The sequence below is a fragment of the Streptomyces sp. NBC_00016 genome (genome assembly GCF_045040885.1).
Taxonomy (GTDB): Bacteria; Actinomycetota; Actinomycetes; order Streptomycetales; family Streptomycetaceae; genus Streptomyces; species Streptomyces coriariae.
In genome coordinates, this window is record NZ_CP108304.1 from 9704920 (window position 1) to 9725698 (window position 20779).

At 69.4% G+C, this 20779-nt stretch carries 19 protein-coding genes and 1 pseudogene; 12 read left to right on the forward strand and 8 right to left on the reverse strand.

Translation table 11 applies throughout. From position 1 onward, the window contains the following. Positions 1 to 6 precede the first annotated feature (6 nt). Together OG933_RS42695 and OG933_RS42700 are read right to left on the reverse strand one after the other, a co-directional pair. Positions 7 to 3747, reverse strand: coding sequence for a family 78 glycoside hydrolase catalytic domain (locus tag OG933_RS42695; protein ID WP_405632729.1), 3741 nt, complete (start codon positions 3745 to 3747; stop codon positions 7 to 9). Positions 3748 to 4502: 755 nt separating this feature from the next. Beyond that, complete coding sequence (locus OG933_RS42700; RefSeq protein ID WP_405632732.1) at positions 4503 to 5252, reverse strand: SDR family NAD(P)-dependent oxidoreductase; 750 nt, start codon at positions 5250 to 5252, stop codon at positions 4503 to 4505. 331 nt (positions 5253 to 5583) lie between these two features. Between OG933_RS42700 and OG933_RS42705 the strand changes: the two genes are divergently transcribed. The 3 genes from OG933_RS42705 (at position 5584) to OG933_RS42715 (ending at position 7341) form a co-directional block, all read left to right on the forward strand. Next, complete coding sequence (locus OG933_RS42705; RefSeq protein WP_405632734.1) at positions 5584 to 5796, forward strand: hypothetical protein; 213 nt, start codon at positions 5584 to 5586, stop codon at positions 5794 to 5796. Next, positions 5784 to 5963, forward strand: coding sequence for a hypothetical protein (locus OG933_RS42710; protein WP_405632735.1), 180 nt, complete (start codon positions 5784 to 5786; stop codon positions 5961 to 5963). Before OG933_RS42705 ends, OG933_RS42710 begins: the two co-directional genes overlap by 13 nt. Positions 5964 to 6405: 442 nt before the next feature. Continuing rightward, a complete protein-coding gene (locus OG933_RS42715; RefSeq protein ID WP_405632736.1) occupies positions 6406 to 7341 on the forward strand; it encodes an SDR family oxidoreductase in 936 nt (311 codons plus the stop codon). Positions 7342 to 7393: 52 nt separating this feature from the next. Here the strand turns inward: OG933_RS42715 and OG933_RS42720 are convergent, their stop codons facing one another. Beyond that, positions 7394 to 8077, reverse strand: a complete 684-nt coding sequence (locus OG933_RS42720) for an alpha/beta fold hydrolase (protein ID WP_405632739.1) — start codon at positions 8075 to 8077, stop codon at positions 7394 to 7396. Between the two features lie 252 nt (positions 8078 to 8329). Here OG933_RS42720 and OG933_RS42725 point away from each other — a divergent pair, with 252 nt between their 5' ends. Next, positions 8330 to 9094, forward strand: coding sequence for an AraC family transcriptional regulator (locus tag OG933_RS42725; protein ID WP_405632741.1), 765 nt, complete (start codon positions 8330 to 8332; stop codon positions 9092 to 9094). 104 nt (positions 9095 to 9198) lie between these two features. Next, the gene (locus tag OG933_RS42730) at positions 9199 to 9429 is read left to right on the forward strand and encodes a hypothetical protein (RefSeq protein WP_405632743.1); all 231 of its coding nucleotides are present in this window, start codon (positions 9199 to 9201) and stop codon (positions 9427 to 9429) included. Between the two features lie 114 nt (positions 9430 to 9543). On the opposite strand, the gene OG933_RS42735 is transcribed toward OG933_RS42730, so the two are convergent. Next, positions 9544 to 10593 (reverse strand): GDSL-type esterase/lipase family protein, encoded by a 1050-nt coding sequence (locus tag OG933_RS42735; RefSeq protein WP_405632745.1) that lies wholly within the window; start codon positions 10591 to 10593, stop codon positions 9544 to 9546. A 781-nt stretch (positions 10594 to 11374) separates the two neighbouring features. Here OG933_RS42735 and OG933_RS42740 point away from each other — a divergent pair. The 7 genes and pseudogenes from OG933_RS42740 (at position 11375) to OG933_RS42770 (ending at position 15199) form a co-directional block, all read left to right on the forward strand. After that, a complete protein-coding gene (locus OG933_RS42740; RefSeq protein WP_405632748.1) occupies positions 11375 to 11929 on the forward strand; it encodes a hypothetical protein in 555 nt (184 codons plus the stop codon). 805 nt (positions 11930 to 12734) lie between these two features. Continuing rightward, complete coding sequence (locus OG933_RS42745; RefSeq protein ID WP_405632750.1) at positions 12735 to 13568, forward strand: PIG-L family deacetylase; 834 nt, start codon at positions 12735 to 12737, stop codon at positions 13566 to 13568. 132 nt (positions 13569 to 13700) lie between these two features. Next, positions 13701 to 13967, forward strand: a complete 267-nt coding sequence (locus OG933_RS42750) for a hypothetical protein (RefSeq protein ID WP_405632752.1) — start codon at positions 13701 to 13703, stop codon at positions 13965 to 13967. 105 nt (positions 13968 to 14072) lie between these two features. Further along, positions 14073 to 14235 (forward strand): annotated as a pseudogene (rpmG, locus tag OG933_RS42755) (50S ribosomal protein L33); the annotation flags it as partial. A gap of 56 nt (positions 14236 to 14291) precedes the next feature. Beyond that, entirely contained in the window at positions 14292 to 14552 is a 261-nt protein-coding gene (locus OG933_RS42760) for a type B 50S ribosomal protein L31 (protein WP_362276829.1), read from the forward strand. A gap of 35 nt (positions 14553 to 14587) precedes the next feature. Continuing rightward, the gene (ykgO, locus tag OG933_RS42765) at positions 14588 to 14710 is read left to right on the forward strand and encodes a type B 50S ribosomal protein L36 (RefSeq protein WP_362525957.1); all 123 of its coding nucleotides are present in this window, start codon (positions 14588 to 14590) and stop codon (positions 14708 to 14710) included. Between the two features lie 315 nt (positions 14711 to 15025). Then, positions 15026 to 15199: a hypothetical protein gene (locus OG933_RS42770; protein WP_362525954.1), complete on the forward strand. Its 174-nt coding sequence runs from the start codon at positions 15026 to 15028 to the stop codon at positions 15197 to 15199. A 98-nt stretch (positions 15200 to 15297) separates the two neighbouring features. On the opposite strand, the gene OG933_RS42775 is transcribed toward OG933_RS42770, so the two are convergent. From OG933_RS42775 to OG933_RS42790, 4 genes are all read right to left on the reverse strand, one after another. Next, complete coding sequence (locus OG933_RS42775; protein ID WP_405632757.1) at positions 15298 to 17775, reverse strand: carbohydrate binding domain-containing protein; 2478 nt, start codon at positions 17773 to 17775, stop codon at positions 15298 to 15300. 206 nt (positions 17776 to 17981) lie between these two features. Further along, the gene (locus tag OG933_RS42780; RefSeq protein ID WP_362525950.1) at positions 17982 to 18839 is read right to left on the reverse strand and encodes a glycoside hydrolase family 43 protein; all 858 of its coding nucleotides are present in this window, start codon (positions 18837 to 18839) and stop codon (positions 17982 to 17984) included. A gap of 94 nt (positions 18840 to 18933) precedes the next feature. Continuing rightward, positions 18934 to 19863, reverse strand: a complete 930-nt coding sequence (locus tag OG933_RS42785; protein ID WP_405632760.1) for a carbohydrate ABC transporter permease — start codon at positions 19861 to 19863, stop codon at positions 18934 to 18936. Between the two features lie 22 nt (positions 19864 to 19885). Then, entirely contained in the window at positions 19886 to 20758 is an 873-nt protein-coding gene (locus tag OG933_RS42790; RefSeq protein ID WP_362525945.1) for a sugar ABC transporter permease, read from the reverse strand. Positions 20759 to 20779 lie beyond the last annotated feature (21 nt).

Consider the following 20779-nt stretch of genomic DNA (forward strand, 5'->3'; position numbering starts at 1 on the left):
CGATGGTCAGGCGGTCGCGGTGAAGGTGTAGTGCCCGGCGGGCAGGTGGTAGCTCGCCGGGCCTGCCGGGACGGCCTGCGTCGGGGCGACGACCGATTCCGGCCGTGGGGTGGGCACGGTGACGGTGGCGAACGTGTTGACGGGGACGGTGACACGAAGCTTCAGCCGGCTGCCGGAGACCGACCAGCTGCTTGACGCGCTGCCGTAGGGAGTGGCGTACGTACTGACGGCGGAGGTCAGGCCGCCGCCGGGCCGTGGCGCGATGCGCAGAGAGGCGTAGCCGGGGCCGGCGGGGCCGAGTCCGCCGACCTGGCGATAGAGGAAGTCGCCGACCGAGCCGAGACCGTAGTGGTTGAAGGAATTCATGCCCGGGTCGTTGAACGAGCCGTCGGGGCGGATGCCGTCCCAGCGTTCCCAGATCGTGGTGGCGCCCTGGTCGATCATGTATCCCCAGCCCGGGAAGCCGCGCTGCAGCAGTATCCGGTAGGCGGTCTCGACATGGCCGTGGTCGGCCAGTACGGGCAGCAGGTTCTCCACGCCGAGGAAGCCGACGCTGAGGTGTCCGTCCGTCGCCGCGACCTTGGCGGCGAGCTTGTCCGCGGCCGGCCGGGCCAGGGAGGAGGGCAGCAACTCGAAGGCCAGCGCCAGCACATAACCGGTCTGGGTGTTGCCACGGACGGTGCCGTCGTCCGTGACGAATCGGGCGCGGAAGGCCGCCGCCACCCGGTCGGCGAGCTGTCCGTAGGCGGTGGCCTCCGCGCTGCGGCCGGTGGCGGCAGCCATACGGGACACCAGACGTGCCGACCAGGCGAAGTAGGCCGTGCAGATGAGGTCCTGAGCCGTGTTGTCGTCGACGTTCAGCCAGTCGCCGAAGGTCTGCTGATCGCGTATCAGGTCGCTGCCGGAGGTGTCGCGCAGATAGTCGACCCACTTGGCCATGGCCGTGAAGTGCTCGTCGACGACGGTGAGGTCACCGAAGCGCTGCCACAACGTGTAGGGAATGATCGTTCCCGCGTCACCCCATCCGGCAGTGCCGGAACCGGCGATGACCGCGGGCGCGACGTCGGTGAAGGCGCCGTTGGCCTGCTGGGCGTCCGTCAGGTCGTCGACGAACTTGGTCAGGAGGGCGTGCGTGTCGAGATTGAAGGCGGAAGTCGCGCAGAAGGCCGCGATGTCTCCTGTCCAGCCCAGGCGTTCGTCCCGCTGGGGGCAGTCGGTCGGGATCGAGAGCATGTTGCTGCGCTCGCCCCACACGATGTTGTGCTGCAGCTTGTTGATCAGCGCGTCGGAGGTGCTGAACGTGCCCGGCTGCCCGGCGTCGGTCCATACCGCGCGGCCGACGACGGTGGTGTCGCCGGGCCGGAAACCGGAAGGCAGTCCGCTGAGTTCGACGTAACGGTAGCCGTGGACGGTGAACCGGGGCTCGTACGTCTCGACGCTCCCGGTGCCGGCGAGGGTGAAACAGTCGGTGGCCTGGGCGGCGCGCAGGTTCGTGGTGTAGAGCGTGCCGTCGGGGTTGAGGACCTCCCCGTGCCGGACGGTGACCATGGTGCCGGCGTCACCGCGGACCGCGATGCGGTTCCAGCCGGTGAAGTTCTGCCCCAGGTCGAAGATCCACACCCCCGGTTGTGGCTGGGTGATCGACACGGAGCGGAACTCGTGCTGGACGGTGACACCGTTGTCGACCTGGGCCACCAGTGGGGGAGTGGGTCCGTCGTGCACGACGACGGCCGCCCAGTCGCTGTCGTCGAAGCCGGCCGAGTCCCAGCCTTCGGTGTGCAGACGCGCGTCGTAGGTTTCGCCGTGGTACAGATCGTCCGCCGTGATGGCGCCTGTGCCGGTCTTCCAACTGCTGTCCGTCGTCACCAGTTGAGTGGATCCGTCGGTGAATGTGATGAGCAGCTGCGCCGCGTAGAACGGCTGAGTGCCGTAGCGCTGGTTGCCGGCGAAGCCCAGACTGCCGGAGAACCAGCCGTTGCCGAGCCACGCGCCGAGCGCGTTCGCTCCCCGCCGGACGTGCGCGGTGACGTCGAACACCTTGTACTGCACGCGCTTGGTGTAGTCGGTCCACCCGGGGGCCAGCACGTCGTCGCCGACCTTCGCACCGTTGAATCGGGTCTCGTGCAGACCGAGCGCGGTGGTCAGCAGCCGTGCCGAGGCGACCCGCCCACGCACGGTGAAGCTCTTGCGCAGGAGCGGGGCCGGCCCGACGACCCGGACGCCGGATCCCCATGGGCCGGCACCGTACGAGGCGACCGCGCGTGCCGCGGGCCAGGCCCCGTCGTCGTATCCGGGGGCTTCCCACCCTGAGGGCGCGTCCTGGTGCGCCTTCCACGATCCGTCCGTCACCACGGCCGGGCCGTCGGGCACCAGGAGTTTGGCGATGACGCCGGCCGGGGACCGGCTCGTGTTCCGGCTCGCGACGGCGATCGTGTTGTCGCCGCTGCGAAGGTGCGCGGTGACATCGACCAGTGCGGCGCTCTTCCACGAGTCGGTCACTCGTCTTGAGGTGCTCACCGGAGCCCCGTTGACCCAGACATCGGCGGTGTCGTCCCCGGTCACGATCAGGCTCGCGACGGCGGGGACATCGGTCAAGCCGAAGGTGCGCCGGAAGAAGCGGGTGGCGGCGGGTACTCCGGCCGCGGGATCGCCCTCCGGGTACCAGATCCAGGTGGCCCCCGACAGATCAGGGCCGGGCGGCCGCCCGATGAACGCGGCGGACCACTCGTCCGCGGCCGACAGCAGCCCGGTCTCGAACCACTGCGGCTTGCTCCACGAGGCCGCCCGGCCCTGGACGTCCCAGACACACATCCGCCAGAAATAGCGGGTCAGGCTCTTCAGGGGCTTGCCTGCGTAGGCGATGTCGATCTGCCGGTCGGACGGGACCCGGCCGCTGTCCCACAGGTCGCCGGAGCCCCGGGCCGTGGACGAGACCTGGATCCGGTAGCCGCCCTGGCGCTGCTGCTGCTCCGTCGAGTCGAGGACCCAGCCGAAGCGCGGGTGTGCTGCGTCCACGCCCAGCGGGCTGGCGCGACGCTCCACGGTGCAGGCGTCCACGCTCAGCGGTGAAGGCGCGGCGAGATCGGGGGCGGCGACCCCGGCGTACCAGGGTGCCGTTCCGTAGGCGCCGAGATCGCGGGCGGCCGGCCAGCCTTCGACACCGGAGCCGGGCTGTTCCCATCCCGAGGACACGGCCTTGCCCGCGACCCAGCGCCCGTCGGTGACGACATCGGTCGTGCCACCGGTGGTCACGACGCGCAGCCGTCCGATGACCCCGGCCGAGCCGCCCTGGTTCCGGCTTGCCAGTGCGATGGTGTTGCTCCCCGTGGTCACGGCCGACCGCAGATCCACGTACAGCGCGTTGCGCCAGGAACGGGCGACTCTGGGCGAGCCGGCCAGCGGCTTCCCGTTGAGCCACACATCGACGGTGTCGTCGCCGGTGACGACGAGCTGTGCGTCGGTCACCTCGCCCTCCGCGACGGTGAAAGCGGTACGGAAGTAGCGGTGTCCGGTGGGGGCGTCGGTGCCGGGATTCCCTTCCGGGTACCAGATCCAATGGGCCCGGGACAGCTCGACGGGCTCGGCGCGCGGTGCGCCGGTGGCCGCCTGTGCGTGGCCGGCGGCTCCCGTCGCGATGACACCCGCAGCCAGCGCCGACGCCGTGCCGAGGAAGTGGCGTCGACTGAACGGGGGTTGTTCGGGGTGCGCGGGCGAGTCGGGGGTGGGGGGAGTGGTCTGGCTTGCCAACGGAGTACTCCTTCTCGCGGGTCAGGCGAAGCAGGACGGCCGGGCTGAGCGGTGGGTTCGGACGGCGGCTCCCGGTCCGGGCGCATGCCTGTGGTGGGTGGACGACGACCGGTTCGACGGCAGCACACAGCGAGCCTCGGCAATGGTATTGAATCGTTTCAAACTGCCAAGGCGATGGAAAACTATGAGAGTTGACGAGTGACGTCAATAGATCCGCCACGTCGTCCGCTTGCGTTCGCACCCCCACTGGGTGCCGGCGCGTCGTGACTTCGGTGGGACGTCAGCGCACGGCAGAGACCGAGGGGGCCGGGTCGGGGCCCTGCTGGGACCGTGGCGCGAGCGACGCGGACCTGGCGGCATGCTGCCGCCGCGCATGACGGGGGAGCCGCAGGAGGAACTTCCCGGTGTGACTTCGCCGGACCCGACGATCACGGACCCGCCCGCCCGAGCGGCGGGTTGACCGCCAAGCTGCACCTGGCGGTCGAGCAGCCGCAGAGGCTCCTCACCCTGCTCGTCGCCGTCGGGCGGCGCGCTGACTGGCCGATGCGCGACCACGCCCACCACGCCCACCACGCCCACCACGCCCTGCGTATGTCCGCTTCGTCAGCCGGAAGGCGATGGGGCACCTGCCCCTGCCTGAACAGTGACGGCGTTGCTCGGTCGGTGCTGGAAGGTACCGCCCGAGCAACGCCGCCCACGCACACCGAACCGGCCACTTTCATGACATGCCTTGGCGGTTCGGCGGCAGACGAGCTTCACCGGCCCAGTGCCGCGCCCCCGTTGATGTGCAGCAGTTGCCCCGTCATGTACGCGGCCTCGGGCGAAGCCACGTAGTGGACGGCGGCGGCGATCTCCGACGGCAGGCCGGCGCGGCCCGTCAGGGACTGGGCGACCCGGGAGGCGACGAAGTCCGGTGTGGCGCGGTCTCCGAAGAACTCGGTGTCGGCGACGAATCCCGGGGCGACCGCGTTCGCGGTGATGCCTTCGGGGCCGAGCCGCTGGGCGAGGTCGTACGTGTAGCTGTTGATCCAGCCCTTCGAACCGCCGTAGGAGCCGGCGCCCCGCAAGGACGCGATCGAGGAGAGCTGGATGATGCGGCCCCCTGGTCGGCGCATGTGGGGGAGCAGAGCCTCGGTGAGGAGAACGGCGGTCAGGACGTTGGCGTCGAAGTTGCGGCGGTAGCTGTCGGCGATCGCGGCGAGCGAGCCGTCGTGCGAAGGAGCGACGTTGCCGCCGGCGTTGGCGACCAGAACCCCGAGTGGTGTCTCGTCCGCGGTGATGAACTCGACTGCTCCGCCTACCTGTTCGGGGTCCGAGAGGTCGGCCGCGTACCAGCCGGCCGTCGACTCGCCGTGGGCGTCGTTCAACTCCTCGGCAGCCTTGCGCAGCACGTCCTCGCGCCGGCCGAGCAGGACGACACGGTCCCCGTCGGCGGCGAACCTGCGTGCGGTCGCCAGTCCGATGCCGGTTCCGCCCCCTGACACCACAACACGGCGCTGCAGCATGGCCGTCCTTCCCACCGCGTCATCGTCTTCGGATGTGAATCGCAGTCATGTCCATGTACGGGCACGCGCGACGCTACGGAGTGCATGACGACTCGTCAAGAGGCGGTGCGTCGAACAGTGGCGCCGAGGCTCGGGGGGTCGGCGCCGACCCATTCAAGGTCGCCGCGCGCGAGCATGCCCGTGCCCGTCGTGTTCCCGTCCTCATGGATGCCAACGACCGAGGGCTGCTGGACGTCGAGCGCTCGACGAAGAGCCGGACCGACCCCTCTTCCACGGCCGCGGAGGTGAGCTGACCGCGCGGGAAGTACGCGGTCTCGACCCGGCGGGTGCCATGGCGTACCTGCTTCAGGTCTGTGACGAGAGCCGCCTCAGCCCCGTCATGACCGATGCGCCCGGCCGGATCGGCCGCACCCTGTCCAGCTGGCCGCAGTTGGCCAGTGGTGTGATGCTCGGCGGCGCCCTGGTCACCGACACCGCGCGGCGCATCCTGCTGGGCCGCCCGGTGGCGTCGGGCCGCTGGATCACGCCCGAATGCGCGACGTGATGCTCGCGGCGGGTCTGCACCCCGAGGCCACGCTTCGCCAACTGTTCAACACCCAGGGTGTCTGGCACGACGTCGCCACCTACGCGGCTGTGGCCCCGGAATGGATTCCGCAGGCCAGCGCCGCCGAACGGCACATCCTCGGCGGGGACGCACTGCTTCCCGCCTGACGGCCGCCCGCAAAGCACGGCCCGGACGGCCGGACGGCCACCCCGGCACCGTGCCGACCGGCGGGGACCTGGCTCGCCCCTTCTGCGGCACGACGTGGCAGGAGGGGCGTCGGCTCGGGCAGGACGAGACAGTCTCCGAACCGTCTCCGACTGCGCGAGCGGCTCGCGCAGTCGGAAGGCCCGCCCGCTCGCCCACTCGCCCGCCCGTCCGCTCGCCCGGCCGGCCGGAACGAGGACTCGGCCCACGCTGCCGCGCACGTGTGGCGGCCGTCGCCGCATCGTGCAGGAATGAGGCTGTACGGGTCAGAAGACCCGTAGACCCGTATGCGAGGTTCCGCCGGGTACACCGGTAGGACTGCCGTCGGCGGAGGCAAGCGGAGGTTCGGTGGCTGGTCGGTGGCTGGTCGGTGGCCGGTCGGTGGCATGGAAGGAACGAGGGCCGATGCGCGAGACTCCCGGTGCCGGTCGGCGCCACGGTAGGCACGAAACGCCGCTGAGCGGGCGGGTCGCGGTCGTCACCGGTGCCGCTCGTGGGGTCGGTGAAGCCCTCGCGCGACGCCTGTCCAGCGCCGGGATGCTCGTGGCGCTGGTCGGTCGCGAGGAGGAATCGCTCCGCCGGGCGGCTGCCTCCATGCCCAACCGGAGCGTCTGCATCGAAGCCGACGTCACCGATTCCGCAGCCCTGGACCGGGCGGCCCGGCAGGTCAGCGGAACGCTGGGCCGGGCGAGCGTGGTCGTGGCCAATGCCGGCATCGCCACCGGAGGTCCCTTCGTCCGCACCCCGGCCGACCTCTGGCAGCGGGTCGTCGACGTCAACCTCACCGGATCCGCCAACACCGCCAGGTCGTTCCTGCCCCAGCTCGCCGACACCCGCGGCTACTTCCTCCAGATCGCCTCCACCGCCGCCTTCGGCTCCGCCCCGATGATGAGCGCCTACTGTGCTTCCAAAGCCGGTGCGGAGTCGTTCGCGCTGGCTCTGCGTGGCGAGGTGGAATCCGAGGGCATCACGGTCGGAATCGCCTACCTTCACTGGACCGGAACCGACATGGTCACCGGCATCAGCGACCATCCCGTCCTGCAGGCCCTGCGCCGCAATCAGCCCCGCTTCGCACAGCGCGTCCACAGCCCCGACCAGGTGGCCGACTGGCTGACCGCCGGCATCACCCGCCGCGCCCGTCACATCTACGCACCCCCGTGGCTCCGCTGGTGCCAGCCGTTGAGGCCTGCCTTCCCAGCGATCGTCACCCACCTCGCACGGCGTGAGCTGCGCCGGCTGTCGCCGACGGAGCTGGCCGGTGACGTCGGCGTCCTGGGCGTCGGCGGCCGCGCCGACTGGGACGCCCACCGAGCATCCACCCGCCCCCCTCCGTTCGAGTAGCCACCTGTGCCGCTGAGGGTGACCTGAAGCTCCCCCGACCGATCGTCGACAACTACTCATCCGCGACGCATTCGCCGAGCAGTAGTGCAGCGACCGCCCCCGGGGCCTCATGCATCGCGTCGTGGCCGGTTGGCAGGTCGTGGACCTGCCAACCGGGGTCGGCCTGGAGCCGGGTGCGGAGTTCAGCGAACGGCGTCCGGTCTTCCCATCCCGAGCAGTAGACGAACTCCCGACGGGGGACCTGGGCGAGCGTGCCTGTGAGCCGGATCGTCTGCAAGAACGAGGCGAGGGGATGGGGACGGCGGCGGGGATCGCCGCCGTCCGGGGGTCGGACGGCGTAGCCGGTGGTCGCAGCGCCGGCAGCGAACGCTTCCCGGTAGCGCTCGGTCGTCGACGACCAGCACGACTCGCCATCGCGCGGTACGTAGGCGTCGAGGTGCACCAGTCGTGAGATCCGGCCGCCAGCGCGATCGGCGGCGGCGGCGATCACCATCCCGCCGTAGCTGTGGCCGACCAGCGTCGCGCTGGTGATGTGGGCGCGATCGAGGAGCCGCAATACGTCGCCGGCGTGCGTGTCGAGGTTGGCGGTCGCGACCGTCACGTGGTCGTCGTCCGACCGCAGACCGGTCAGGGTCAGGGCGTGAACGGCATGACCGGCACGCTCCAGCAGCGGAGTCACCGCCTCGAACGACCAGGAGCCGTGCCAGCCGCCGGGCACGAGGACGAACGTCGCCATGGGTTTCTCCCTCTTCTGTCGAGCCGCGGTACCGAGGCACGCTGCCTCGATGACATGTGGATCGGTCGGGCGCTCTGCGCGACTGAAGACCACTCCGCATGGAGCAGTGTCACCAGATGAGGGCGTGGCCGGCTGCCGATAGAATGCCAACTGATGCCTGTTCGCCGCCAACCTCCCCGGAGCGCCGGTGTGACGTCACATGTGTGGCCGTCCGGCGGGCGCCACCTCTGGCCATCCGGCGAAACAAGCGCAGTGCAGTCGCACGCACGGGGACACCTCGTGTACGCAGCCAGTGGCGTATTGACAGTTCGCACCGAGCGCGGCACGTCGATCGTTCCCGCCAACCGGGTCGCCTGGACCCCCGCCGGGTTCACGCACCACCACCGCGCTCACGGCGACACCGATATGCGGATCGTCTTTCTCGCGCCGTCCCTCGCCCGGCTCGTACCGGACCATCCCGCCGTGTTCCTGGCCTCCGACCTCGCCCGCGAGGTCCTGCTCGCCCTGACCGGCCCCCGCAACTACGCCGACGCCGCACCCGACTACAGCCGCTCCGCGCGCTCTCGCCTCCTTCGAGTCCTCGTCGACGAACTCCGCGAAGCACACGAACAGCCCCTGCACCTGCCGGAGCCACGGGACGACCGACTGCAAGCCATTGCCCGGATGCTGTACGAGAAGCCGGCGGACAACGCCACGCTGGCCGAACTCGGGAGGACGATCGGGGCCAGCCCCCGCACCCTCAGCCGACTGTTTCGCAACGAACTCGGCATGACCTTCTATGAATGGCGCACGCAGCTACGCATCCACCACGCACTCGTGCTCCTCGCCGACGGCCACGACACCACCCGAACCGCCTACGCCTGCGGCTGGGCCAACCCCAGCAGCTTCATCGCAGCGTTCACCGACATCATCGGAACGACCCCTGGCCGCTACCGAACCAGTCGCCGGACCACCGCCCGCCGCATCCCAACTCCCCACGGTGGTTCAGTCCTCGGGGTGATTCGTCGTCGCACGTGAGTTCTGGGAACCGCGCTGCCGGCACAGGCGACATCTTTGATGTCGCAGTGGTGTTGCTGTGCTCGGCTCCGGTCGCTCACCGCGTTCATCGAGGGAGACTGTTGGTGTTTTCGGCACTGCTGGGTGTTCTGGGAGGACTGCTCCTGCCTGTTGCCGTCCTCATGCTGATCGTCGGCAGATCGCTGCTCTGGGGCCCCGACGCGCTGGAACTGCCCTGGCGCCTCCTCTATGTGCTGGTCCTCGCCGTGCTCGTCCTGGTCGTCGGCCTGGCGCTGTGGACCGATTCCGGCTGCGGTGCCGACTGCGGACCAGTGGTGACGCCCGTGTTCCCCTGACACATGGCGCTTTCGGCCTGCAAGCGTGACCGGGCGCGGGCGGCGGTCCGGGGCAGGGCGGTGGCCACCGTTGCGGCGATGCTCCGAGAACATCCCGCCGCCCACCGGGCAGTCTTAGGACGCCGAACACGTGGCGGTCACCGAAGGCGTGCCCGCCGCAGCCGGCGTCCTCGCGAGGAAGCCGAAGGTGGTGCTCGCCCCCGCCGTCACCGTGCCGTTCCACCCGGCGTTGCGCACCGTCGTCCCGGTCAGCGTGCCGTTCCAGACCTGGGTGAGCTGGCTGCCCGTAGGGAATGCGAGGGTCACCGCCCAGGAGGAGATCGCCGCCGTGGACGAGCTGTTGGTGACCGTCACCTCACCCTGATAGCCGCCCTGCCACACCGACACCGCCCGGAAAGCCGCCGAGCAGCCACCGCTCCCGGGGTCCCCGGGGTCCCCTGGGTCACCCGGGGTGAGCAGGGCCGACAGCGCCGGGTACCAGCGGGCCGCCATCTTGGCGTCGCCCGAGGCGTTGGGGTGGACGCCGTCGTAGGTGTCCGTGGCCGTGTCGAAGCCCGTCCACTGGTCGACGACGGTTACCGGCGACTGCGCGGTGGTGATGCCGTCGGCCCAGGCCGGAATACGCTGGTTGAAGGCCACTGTACGAGCGGCACACTCGGCGCAGCTGCTCGGATTGATCGGGATGAGCTGGGCGACCAGCACCTTCATCGCCGGGTTGCTGGCCCGCATCTGGCCGACCAGCTTGGTGTACGCGGCGAGGATGGTGTCCGGCGCGATGCTGCTCCAGACGTCGTTTGTGCCGAAGTGCATGACAACGATGTCTGGCCGGGTTGCCGCCAGCCATCCGGGCAACAGGTTCTGGTCGGCTGTGGCGGTGGCCTGGAAGCCCCCGTGGCCTTCGTTGTCGGCGTCGTGTGTGAGGGCGCAGCTCTGGGCGTTCAGTGTGCCGACGAAGTCGATGTCGGTGTAGCCGGCGTTCTGCAGCTGGTTCCAGAGGAGGGAGCGCCAGCAGCCCGGGGAGCCGGTGATGGAATCGCCGAGCGGCATGATCCGTACCGGGGTCGCGGCCGCGGCGGACGGGGCACCGGCCAGGCCGAGACCGGCGGCGAAGACGAGCAGGGCGGCCAGGAAAGTGGCGAGGAGGGGGTGGCATCTGCTGCGCACGGGGTGTCCTTCCCGAAGTGGGGCGGGAGTGGGAACGGGAGTGCGGTACGCGTGTATGGGAGCGCTCCCATTGGTTGCGTGCTGTTCATCAAGCCACCGTTGTCGCCGACACGTCAATATCCCGGACGAGCCCGGACTGAGTCCGTCACTGCGCGCTGGGGCGCAGCCGCCTCGCCGACGAGGCCTCCCCGGCGTCGCCGGCCCGGCGCGAGCTGCGGTCCTTGTCGACGGGCAGCGCGCGGATGCCCTCCGCCGGTTCTGGGTGCCGGAGGGAGCCGCAGGTGATCGGTCAGGCCTGAACACCGCCTCCAGGGAGGGCGGTTCACGGATCCGGCGGATGGCGGCCAGGGGCACCTTCAGCGCGGTCGGCGAACTGATGAGGCGGTACTCCGCCGTGGCCTGTCTCGGTGTCTTCGGGGCGAGCCCGGTCGGTGTGCACTGCGACCTCGGCGTTTCGGGGCATTTTCCGAACCCCCTTGTTCCTGTCGCAACCCGCGCTGGAACCTGTGGAACATGGGGACAAGCGGGCCGTTTGCGGATGCATCGGCAAGAGCCTGTTCCGCTCTGACTGCCGCGCCGATTTCCCACGGACTCCCGGCGGAGTTCCTGGCGGATTCCCGCACCCCTCCGGCGCGGACCCGCTGGCCGATCCCCATCCGAAATGCCCGCGTAATCCCTGGTGAAGAGGGTCGCCGCGCCTGCTAGTCTTCGGCGTCTTGCCGCACACTCGTGCGCACACACCACACCACGCGTCGCATCAGTCCCATGGGGGGATCCTGTCATGACCCAGTCAGCTCCGCCGCCGTCCGAAGGCAACCCGTTCGCCCAGCAGCCCGCCGCCGCCCCGCAGCCCACCGACGGCAACCCCTATGCCCAGCAGCCCGGTGCCGCCCCATCTCCCCAGGCCCCGTTCACGCCCGCTGCCGCGCCGGCCCGCAACAACCTCGCCCTGGGCCTGGTCGTCGCCGTCGTCGTGGCCCTGGTCACCGCTGGTATCTACGGCGCGATCGTCGGCGCGACCGAGTACGAGATCGGCTACGCGGCCGTCGGCGTCGGTTTCCTCATCGGCTTTGCGGCCGGCAAGATCGGTGGCACCAACCCGGTCCTGCCCGTGGTGAGCGCCCTGCTGTCGCTGGGCGCGGTCTACCTCGGCCAGCTCATCGGCATCGCGATGATCGGCGCCGACGAGCTCGACGTCTCCGCGACCTCGCTGTTCACCGAGCACTTCGACCTGCTGACCGAGGGCTGGAGCGAGACGGCCGACGCGATGACCTTCCTGTTTCTCGCCATCGGCGCGTTCGCCGCGTTCTCCGGCGCGAAGAAGGCCGCCCTGTAATAACGCGGGTGCCGCGTGAACACGCAACCCGCGCATGAGCATGCGCAGCGCGCGAAGGGGCCCGTTCACCTCACGGTGAATGGGCCCACCTGCTGCGGACTTCCCACAACAGGTGCTGACACGTCGAGTCTGATCGTTGATCATGATTGCGCGGTGGGGAACGCGACGCGTGAAGCACTCGTCGGCGGCCGGAGGATCATGGGCTTGTCGGCCGCAGCTATCGCTGAACTCGTAGCCGAGGTGGGCCCTTTGCGGCACGAACGGCGCCAGGCCACGCTCGTGTTCGCTGACCGGCTTCCAGCCACGCTCGTCCACCTCCGCCACGGGTTTGCACGACGTGCCGGCCTGCCGGTTCAGCGTGGACCGCTCCACCGTCACCCGGGCCATCGGTGAGATACGGCCCTCGGGGGCCGAGCGGGGGCGCACGATCAGCCCCGGGGACGTCCGGCTCCCACGCTCGCCCAAGTCATCGACCACCTCGGTGTGAGCGGGCAGACGGAACCGAGGTCCCCTGGGGAGCGGACGGCAGCACTGACCTGTACTGCTGGCACCCACGGCACCCCCGAGGAGTGGCCGGTGGTGCTCTTCAGCCATGGGGACGACACCTGGACTCGCTTCGATTGCGGGTCGCGCCGGGAACAGCCGGACGGGTCGGCACGGTTGCATCGACCGAGGGACCGGCGCCGCACGGGCGGGGAACGGGGAGACCACAGAGTCGTCCGCCCCGAGAGGATCCGGGCCCTGGGATCGCGGTACGCCCGCCGCGCACTCGGACCAAGACATATTTCTGCAGGAGGACTGTTTCATGACTGACCGGCCCTTGACGCTCATGGCAGTACACGCTCACCCCGACGACGAGGCCACCGGAACCGGAGGGGTCCTCGCGCGGTACGCGGCGGAAGGCATCCGCACGGTTCTCGTGACGTGTACCGACGGCGGTTGCGGTGACGGACCGGGGGGTGTCAAGCCCGGCGATCCCGGGCACGATCCGGCGGCGGTCGCCTTGATGCGCCGTCAGGAACTCGAGGCGAGCTGTGAGGTCCTGAAGATCAGCGATCTGGAGCTGCTGGACTATGCCGACTCCGGGATGATGGGCTGGCCGAGCAACGACGCCCCCGGATCCTTCTGGCAGACCCCCGTGCAAGAGGGCGCGGCCCGACTCGCGGAACTCATGCGGCTCTACCGACCTGATGTGGTCGTCACCTACGACGAGAACGGCTTCTACGGCCACCCCGATCACATCCAGGCCCACCGCATCACGATGGCGGCGCTGGAGATGACCGCGCTGACACCGAAGGTGTACTGGACCACGATGCCCCGCTCGATGATGCAGCGGTTCGGCGAGACCATGCGCGAGTTTCATGAGGACATGCCGGAGCCCGATCCTGCCGAGGCCGCCGCGATGGCCGAGATCGGCCTGCCCGACGATGAGATCAGCACGTGGGTGGACACCATCGCGTTCAGCGGTCAGAAGTTCGACGCGCTGGCCGCCCACGCCAGTCAGGGCGAGAACATCTTCTTCCTCAAGATGGGCAAGGAGAGGTTCGGCGAGTTGATGGGCACGGAGACCTTCGTACGTGTCCAGGACGCCACCGGCGCGGCCATACCTGAGAACGATCTGTTCGCCGGACTGCGCTGATCCGCCGTCCCACCGGCGGGGCACCGCACATGAACGGCCCCTGACCAGGCGGAACAGTCAGAGGCCGTTGTGCTGTGCGGTGCCCGTTCGCCACCGGGGGTTCCCCATCGGCTACGAATTGGAGGAGTGGCCATGGGGCTGCTGATCTCAACCGCGCTTCTCGCCCTTCTTCAATGGAGCCTGAAGTTGATGCAGCTCGGGGGCGCGGTCCTCTGCCTGTCGGGCGTGGCTTTGCTCCTCTGGCGCTTCCGGGTTGCGCACAGGCGTGAGGCAACTGGCGGCTTGCCGCAGGCGCTGCCATGGCCAACCTATGTAATTGGCGGCATCGGCATCTCCTTGCTGGTGGCTGCCTCCGTGGCGCTCACGGTGGGGGAGTGGCTGGGCGTGTTCGAAAGCTGAGCGGCATAGCCCCGTTGGTCGGGAATGAGGTGGCCGGGGCGGTTGTTCCAGAGCATGTGACTGACATGCTCCGGTCATCCGGGGTGTGGGTGAGAGGAGGACCTCATGGCGCGCAACAGCATGCGTCCCGTCGTCACGCCGAAGTCGACGGCCGGGACCGGCGTCACCTGCGTGACGCGCTAGAACCGCCGCAACGACCCCGACCGGCTCGTTCTGCCGCAAGTACGACCCGCTCGCCGGGAAGCGCATCGCCTTCCGCGAGGAACGCTGGACCACGCTTCCGCCCCGGGCGGACAGCCATACAGCCATAAGGAAGGAAACCCCATGAGGCCCCGCATCCATCCCGAATCCCGGCTGGTCGCCTTCCGTGACCGCGCCGCGAACGCCCTCTTCCTCACCCGCTCCACGGCGGCCTCGGCCCGGACGATCGAGTGGGAGGACGGCAACACCTATCCGCTGATCGATGTCGACATCTCATCGGCCAGTCACCCGTTCTACACCGGGACCTCGAGGGTCGTGGACACCGCTGGGCGGGTGGAGCGGTTCGAGCGCCGCTACGGCCGCGCAGCCACGGCCCGGCCCTGACCGCGGGCCGTCGTCCGAACAGGAGGAAGCAGACCATGAAGGTACGTAAGTCGCTGCGTTCGCTGAAATCGAGACCGGGGGCCCAGGTGGTCCGCCGCCGGGGCGTGGTCTTCGTCGTCAACAAGCAGAACCCCCGCTTCAAGGCCCGCCAAGGCTGACAGCGCGCCCGTCCGGCCGGTGAGGGGGACGGGAATGCCGGCATGGTCGGCTGCGTTGTCACGCGCTTTCGCCTACGGCTCCGGGCCGGCGTTCTTGCCGGCGCGGAGCCGTACCCGTTCCCGCCGCTGACGCGGCCGGTCCGCGGCGGCCGAGCGTGTTCAGCCGGGCAGAACACGGCCTGCCTGCCCACCTGCCTGCCCACCTGCCTGTCGGCTGCCGCCACGCCCCTCGGCGGCGGCGTGATCGTCCACGGGCGACTCGGCGTGCTTACGGCTGCCGGGGGCGGGGAAACGATGATCCCTATGACGAGCGCGATGCAGAACTACAGTCTCCTTTGGACCGACCCGGACGGCACCCCGCAGGCGTCCGCGGGCAGGTACGACAAGCGGTCCGCGAAGCACCGCCGCACGGAACTGAGAGCCGTGGGCTGCACCCGTGTGGAGATCGTGCCGGTCAGACCCGGCGAAGTTCCCGAGCCGGTTTCCTGAGGGAGGGCCGGCGGGCGGGTCGGCGGGCGGGCGGGCGGGTCGGTTCGACCCGCCCGCCCACCTTTGCTGAGACCTTTCTCGTAAGGTGCCGGTCGTGGTCAGGAGAGCTTGAGCAGGGTGTAGTCGTCGCAGTATCCGGCCGAGGAGCCGGCGTTCTTGTAGCAGTAGACGGCGGCCGAGGTGGTGGTGGCGCCCGTCGTGAAGAAGATCGGCTGCTGGGCGTAGGACGTCGTCGAGGTCCGCAGATATGTTTCCGTCCCGCCGAAGCTCTTCACGCCGACTGCCACTTCCTCACCGGCGGTGGCTGTCTTGGCCCAGCCGGCCAGCAGGTAGGTGCCGCCGGAGCTGAGACCACTGACCGTCTGGATCGCTCCGCTGGCGCTGACCCCGGTCTGCAGGGAGTACGTTCCGCTGCGTGCGTTGGACGCGACCACGCTGGACGCCGTACCCGCGCTCTGGGCCCAGGGCGTCAGGGCGCCCGTCTCGAAGCCCGCGTTGGTGACTGTGTTGGTGGCGGACGACAGGGCCTCCACCGCGAGGTCGTCACAGTTGCCGGTCCCGGTGCCGCCGGTGTTCTTCCAGCAGTAGATCAGGGCGGAGGTGTTGGAACCGCCGGTGGTGAACAGCACCGCGGCCTGGGAGTACGACGTCGTCGCCACGTTGGTGAACGTCTCGGTGCCGCCGTAATTCTTGACGCCGATGGCGAGGGTTTCGCCGGCGTTGGCCACCTTGGCCCAGCCGGTGAGGAGGTAGGTCGTGTTGGGGGTGAGGCCGGTCAGGTTCTGGTTGGCGCCGCTGCCGCCGGCCTGGGTGGTCAGGGCGTAGCCGCCGGTGCGGGCGCCCGCGGGGGTGACGGAGGGGGCGGCGCCGCTGTTGGTCCAGGGGCTCATCGCGCCGGTCTCGAAGCCGGCGTTGGAGACGAGGTTGCCGCCGGTGCCGTTGTAGGCGCCGATGTTGGGCGCGGCCGTCGCGGAGACGGTGTTGCCGAAGGCGTCCTTGCCCCCGTTGCCGCTGATGACCGTGCCGGCCCGGACGACGGGGGAGGAGGGGTGGACCTGGTAGGCGCCCGCGCCGGTGAAGGACGAGGAGGTGTTCGTGTTGCCGGGGTTGCGGAACTCGGGGTCGGTGACGACCTTGGCCGCGTCGGCGGGCTCGGACGACGGGTGGGTGCCGTAGAAGAGGTTGTTGGAGTAGACGGACCCGGAGCTGGTGGTGAAGTAGCCGCCGGTGCCGTAGTTGAACACCGCGTTGTTGCGGAAGGACAGGGTTCCGGTGACGCTGCCACCCCGGCGCGAGTAGAGGATCGGGGTGTTCAGGCCGCTCTGGTTGACGTAGACGCTGTTGTTGTAGATGAGCGGTACGGCGACCGAACTGCCGCTCTTGTTGGGGATGTTGCCGACGAAGTGGAACACGCCCGTGCCGTGAGTCGGGGTGCCGGCGGCGGGACAGCCGGCGTTGGTGCCGTCGTTCTCGCTGATGTTGTAGCGGATCACCGTGCCGTCGCTGGGCACGGTCGAGGTGGGCTCGTTGGCGATGGTGAAGGGCGGCATCACCAGCATGAAACCGCCGAGGTTCTGGTGGCTGTAGTTGTACTGGAACGTGGTGTTGTGGTTGCCCCAGTCGACGTCGAAGCCGGTGCCGTCGGCGCCGTTGACGTGGCAGTAGACCTCGTTGTTCTGCACCACGGTGTCGTTGCTGCCGGACATCCAGATGCCGGCGGAGGCTCCGTTGCAGTACTGGCCGGAGGGCGGGCAGGTGTTCTTGGCGCCGCCGTAGCCGGCCTTGTTGCCGTCTATGAGGGCGCCGTCGTTCTTGACGACGAGGATGTCGTCGGCGCCGTCGTAGGTCATGGTGTTGCCGCGAATGACCGTGCCGGTGGTCTGACCCGTGCCCTGGCCGTCGCCGTCCGGGGTGACGGCGACGGCGATGCGGTCGACGTGGTCGAAGGTGTTGTTCTCGACCACGACGTCGTCCCAGGTGGAGACGGGGGTGGTGTGGTCGGTCTGGACGCCGACGCCCGCGTTGGTGGCGTACCAGCCGCCTGAGTAGCCGCTGATGTGGTGGATGTTCATGTCATGCACCCGGATGTGGTGCAGGATGCCGCCGGAGCTGTTCTCGGCGAGGACGCCGGAGCGGTAGGCGGGCGAGGCGGCGGCGTTGGTCAGCTCCAGACCGCCTATCTCCCAGTACTGCTGGTTGAGCAGGTGGATGACGGGACCGGTGGCGCCGTTCGCGTTGATGACCGGCTTGGCGCCGGTGCCGTAGGCGCCCATGGTCACGGGGCTGCCGGAGGCGCCGGAGCCGCCGGGGGTGAGCTGGCCGGTGCAGGTGGTGCCGGCGGCGAAGAGGATGCTGTCGCCGGCGCCGAAGGTGGTGCTGTTGACACTGCTCACCGAGTTCCAGGGGCTGGACTGGGTGCCGCTGCCGTTGGTGGCGGCCGAGCAGTTGACGTAGTAGCTGGTGCCCGCGGCCAGGGCGGTGTGGGCCGGGAGGAGGAGGGCGCCCGTCAGGGTGGCGAGCAGGGTGAGGATGCGGGACGCCCGGACTCCCGGGCGGTCCGTTCTGCGACGCTTCATTGCGACGCTCCTTGGTGGGTGAAGGTGTCCTCCGCGCCGCGGACCGCGACGCGGATCTTCCTGCACCGGACGGGCCGCTTGACGCGGACGCGCCCGGAGTCTGTGGTGTGGCCGGCGCCGGTTCTGCCACGCGCGAGGGGCTCACGGGCAGGAGGCGAGCCCGTCGGACCGCGCGGGGAAAGCCCCACGCGCCGGCGAGCTGTGTCTCACCGGGTCGGGAGCGACGCCAGGAGGGGCGTTTCGAGGACGGAGGCATGGCGCATGCCCGAGGGCAGAGCCAGTGAGGCGAGCTCCCACTCCACGCCGTTCTTGCTGCGGACCGCTCCGTACCTTCCCTCGAGGTAATGGTCGAAGATCATGACCGCTTCGTCTCCGCGGCGGAAGATCGACGGCCCTTCCACCACGGAAGGCGTGACCGGCCCGGTGGAGGCGCTGTACGGGCCGCCGGGGGTGTCGAAGGTGGTCAGGTGGATGTCCTTGTGGGCGGTGGCGAGATCGTTGGTGCCACGCTCGTCCTTGTAGGCCATGAGGAATCCGCCGCCGTCCAGCTCCCGCACGGTGGCGTCGATGACCGTGTGACCGGGGTCGAAGAAGACAGCGGGAGCGGAGAAGGTTCTGAAGTCCTCGGTGGTGCAGTGCCAGATGCGGTGGTTCTGACCGACGTGCTCGAAGTTGCGGCCCTCGGCGGTGCTCCCGGCCTCGACGACCGACGACCAGATGAGGTGGTAGAGCCCGGTCCTGCGGTCCAGGAAGAACTCCGGTGCCCAGGCGTTGAGGGCTCCCTCCACTGCGGCCATGATCGGGAGAAGTTCCTGCTCGGACCAGGTGAGAAGGTCGGCTGAGGTGGCGTGGACGATATGAGGACTTGTCCAGCCGTCGGTGGCCAGCAGATGGAACAGGCCGTCGGGGCCCACCCCGATGAACGGATCCCGGAGCCTGCCGGTGCCGACCGTGCCCCGCAGCACGGGCCGACCGCCGTTCACCGTCGCGAAATTCTCGCCGTCGTGGCTGCAGGCCAGGTGGAGCGCCTCGTCGGCGTCGGTGAAGTAGGAGACCACGTACATCGGTGGATGGTCCTTCCGGGACATCGGGGCATGGGGGTGCCCCGGGGACGGTGAGGTCGTCATGTGCTGGAGGCCGCGGATCAGCAGGCGGGGTTCAGGACTTGACCGCTCCGGCGGACATGCCGGCGACCACCTGGCGCTGGAAGAAGATGAAGATGATCAGCAGCGGCAGGACGCCGAGCAGCGCGGCTGGGAAGAGCGTGGTCGGTTGCACGGTGTGCGGGTCGATGAACGAGTAGGCGTTGACCATGACGGTCCGTTTGCCGGGGTCCTGCAGGAACACCAGGGGGACCAGCAGGTCGTTCCAGATCTGCAGGGAGACGAAGGTCAGGAGCGTGCTGGTGACCGGGCGCAGCAGCGGCAGGATGATCGTGAAGAAGGTACGGAAGGCGCCGCAGCCGTCGAGTGCCGCCGCCTCCTCCAGGTCTGCCGGGATGGAGCGGATGAAGCTGGTGTAGAAGAACACGGCGACCGGCAGGTTGAGGGCCGTGTAGATGAGGACGACGCCCGTGTAGCTGTCCAGCAGGTTCAGATCGCGCATCAACAGGTACAGCGGAGCCACCACGACGAAGACGGGGACGGACGTGCCCAGGATGAACAGCCGGTACACCGCGGTGGACCAGTGCTGGGTGATCCGCGCGAGTGGATAGGCGGCGAGCGAGCCGATCACGGTGATGACGACGCACGAAAGGCTGGTGATGAGCAGTGTGTTGAGGGTGCTTCGCCCGTAGTGGATCTGGCTGAAGGCGTCGGAGAAGTTCTTCAGGGTCAGTGAGTGCGGGATGCCCAGCGGGGAGCGGGCCACGTCGGCCGCGGTGCGCAGCGAGGTGACGACCGTGAAGAGGAAGGGCAGGACGAACAGCAGCGTGCCCAGGCAGAGCAGGGCGGTGCCGAGGCCGCCGGCGAGCCGGCGCAGCGGATCACGGGAGGCCCTCGGTGGCTCGCCGGGGGACTCGGGGCTCCCGTGCCTGCCGACGGGGGAGGTCCGGGTCTTGAGCGGCGCGGAGGTGATGTCTGAAGTCATGGTGGCGATCCGTCAGCTTCCGTCAGATTCGTCGCTCGCGGAGCCGGAGCATGGATGAGGTGGCGCTGGACAGGACGACCACGGTCACGAGGAGGACGACCGACAGCGCGATGCCGTAGGCGAACTTCCCGCCGCCGAAGACGTTGCGGTACACCAGCAGCGTCAGCGTGTCCGTGGCTCCGGCCGGGCCGCCGTTGGTCAGCACGAGGGGGAACTCGAAGACCTTCAGTGAGCCGATCAGGCTGAGCGTCACGTTGACCGTGAGCGCCGGGGCGAGCAGGGGCCATTCGATACTGAGGAAGCGCCGCCAGCCGCTCGCGCCGTCCAGCGCGGCCGCCTCCAGGAGTTCGGTCGGCATGCTCATGTAACTGGCGAGGAAGATCGCGCAGGAGTAGCCGGTGAACATCCAGATGTTGACGGCGGCCACCGAGTACAGCGCGGTCGAGGTGTCGCCGAGCCAGACGTGGTGGAGACCGTGCAGGCCGACCGTGTCGAGGAGTGCGTTGATGCCGCCGGTCGGGGCGAACAGGTAGGACCAGATGAAGGCGGCCATGACGGGTGAGATCAGCGTCGGCGTGAGCAGGACGACGTTGAGCACCTTGCGGACCTTGGGGCGGCGGAACAGCATGCTCGCGAAGAGCAGGCCGAGGCCGTTCTGGACGACCACGACGACGACCGCGTACAGCACGGTGTGCCACAGGGCGTCGGTGACGGCCGGGTCGTCGGCCATGGTGCGGTACTGCTGGGTGCCGACGAAGTGGGCGATCGGGCCGCCGAGGCTGTCGGTCATGCTCAGATAGACGCCTCGGGCCAGTGGATACAGCATGAACACGCCGTACACGACGATGGCCGGCAGCAGGAAGGCGGCCATGGTGGCGCGCCGTCGGTGGAACACGGGGATCCTCCTCTTGCCCGG